This is a genomic window from Streptomyces niphimycinicus (assembly GCF_018883605.1).
Taxonomy (GTDB): domain Bacteria; phylum Actinomycetota; class Actinomycetes; order Streptomycetales; family Streptomycetaceae; genus Streptomyces; species Streptomyces niphimycinicus.
In genome coordinates this window covers 1-1660 of sequence record NZ_JAHLEM010001221.1, presented here as the reverse complement: position 1 = coordinate 1660, position 1660 = coordinate 1, and the positions used below count along the sequence as shown (strand labels likewise).

Genomic DNA, 1660 nt, shown 5'->3' with positions numbered 1-1660 from the left:
TCCTAATCCGTGTGTAGGGATTCCAGCCGGGCCCCGGCGGGGTGGCTGGTCTTGCTGCTGGATGGGGTCGTGGTGGCCCGCGGGTGCCGGGTGAATCCCTTGTGGTTCCCGGCCCTGGAGGCCTTACGAGAGACCGGCGACAGCCGGTGCCCTCGGGCCGCCACGAACCCGTCCGGAACTGGTGTTCGTTGATCGTCTTGGTGCGAGCCCGCCGCAGGGCGACCTCTTCCTTCGTCCCGAGCCCCGAGCTCTTCGTAAGACGGAGGCCCCTGCGGTCCGCTGGTGCCACGAACGGCTGGCGAGATGGCGGACCGACGAGTCCTGGGATTAGGTCGCCGCGTGGCCCGCACAGGCTTTTCACCTGCGCGAACCACAACGGAACGGAGATGGATGTGACAGTGTTCTGCGGCATCGACTGGGCCGAGGACCACCACGATGTCGCCCTGGTCGACGAGGCGGGCACCCTGCTCGCCAAGCGCCGCATCAGCGACGACGCGGACGGCTACCGCCTGCTGCTCGACCTGCTCGCCGAGTACGGCGACACCTCCGAGGCCCCGATACCGGTGGCCATCGAGACCTCGCGCGGACTGCTGGTCGCCGTCCTGCGAGCGGGCCGGCGGCCGATCTACGCGATCAACCCACTGGCCGCCGCACGCTACCGCGACCGCCACGGCGTGAGCCGCAAGAAGTCCGACCCCGGCGACGCGCTGGTCCTGGCGAACATCCTGCGCACCGACATGCACGCCCACCGGCCCCTGCCCGCCGACTCCGACCACGCCCGCGCCATCGCCGTTCTCGCCCGCGCCCAGCAGGACGCGGTCTGGAACCGCCAGCAGCTCGTCAACCAGGTCCGCTCGCTGCTGCGCGAGTACTACCCGGCCGCCCTGGACGCCTTCCTCGGCAAGCAGCACGGCCTGGCCCGCGCGGAGGCCCGTGCCGTCCTGGCCACCGCTCCGACCCCGGCCAGAGCCGCCCGTCTCAACCTCACCCAACTGCGGTCCGCGCTCAAGCGAGCCGGCCGTCAGCGGGGAATCGATGCCGAGGCCGAGCGCCTGCGTTCCGTCTTCCGCACTGAGCACGCACGCCAGCCCAAAGCTGTCGAGGATGCCTTCGGAATCCAACTCCTGGCTCTCATAAAGCAGTTGGATGCGGCCTGCGTGGCGGCCGACGAGCTTGCCGAGGCGGTGGAGGTCCATTTTCGCCAGCACCCGGATGCTGAGATCCTTCTCAGCTTCCCCGGCCTCGGGGTCCAGCTCGGCGCCCGGGTGCTCGCCGAGATCGGTGACGACCGCACCCGCTTCGCCGACGCCCGTGCACTGAAGGCATACTCCGGGTCCGCGCCGGTCACCCGCGCCTCCGGCAAGAAGCGCTACGTCGGACGCCGCTACATCAAGAACAACCGCCTCATCGCCGCCGGCTTCCTCTGGGCACTCTCCGCCATGCGGGTTTCGCCCGGAGCCAACGCCCACTACAAGCACCGACGCGAGCGTGGGGACTGGCACGCCGGGGCCCAGCGGCACCTGTTCAACCGGATGATCGGACAGCTCTACCACTGCCTGCAGAGCCGACAGCTCTTCGACGAGCAACACGCGTTCACCTCCGGTCCTTCAGCGGCTCTGGCCACGGCGGCTTGACTTGTTACGCACGCGAGATGTCTCTC

1 protein-coding gene is annotated in these 1660 nt (G+C 69.5%); it reads left to right on the top strand.

Annotation, left to right across the window (positions count from 1 at the left end; all coding sequences use genetic code 11):
- Positions 1-386: 386 nt before the first annotated feature.
- Entirely contained in the window at positions 387-1634 is a 1248-nt protein-coding gene (locus tag KN815_RS48970) for an IS110 family RNA-guided transposase (RefSeq protein WP_216348184.1), read from the top strand.
- The last annotated feature ends 26 nt before the right edge of the window (positions 1635-1660 follow it).

What these genes read in the sequence shown, in the direction of transcription:
- KN815_RS48970 (WP_216348184.1), top strand. Translation starts at nt 387, where the DNA reads ATGGATGTGACAGTGTTCTGCGGCATCGACTGGGCCGAGGACCACCAC.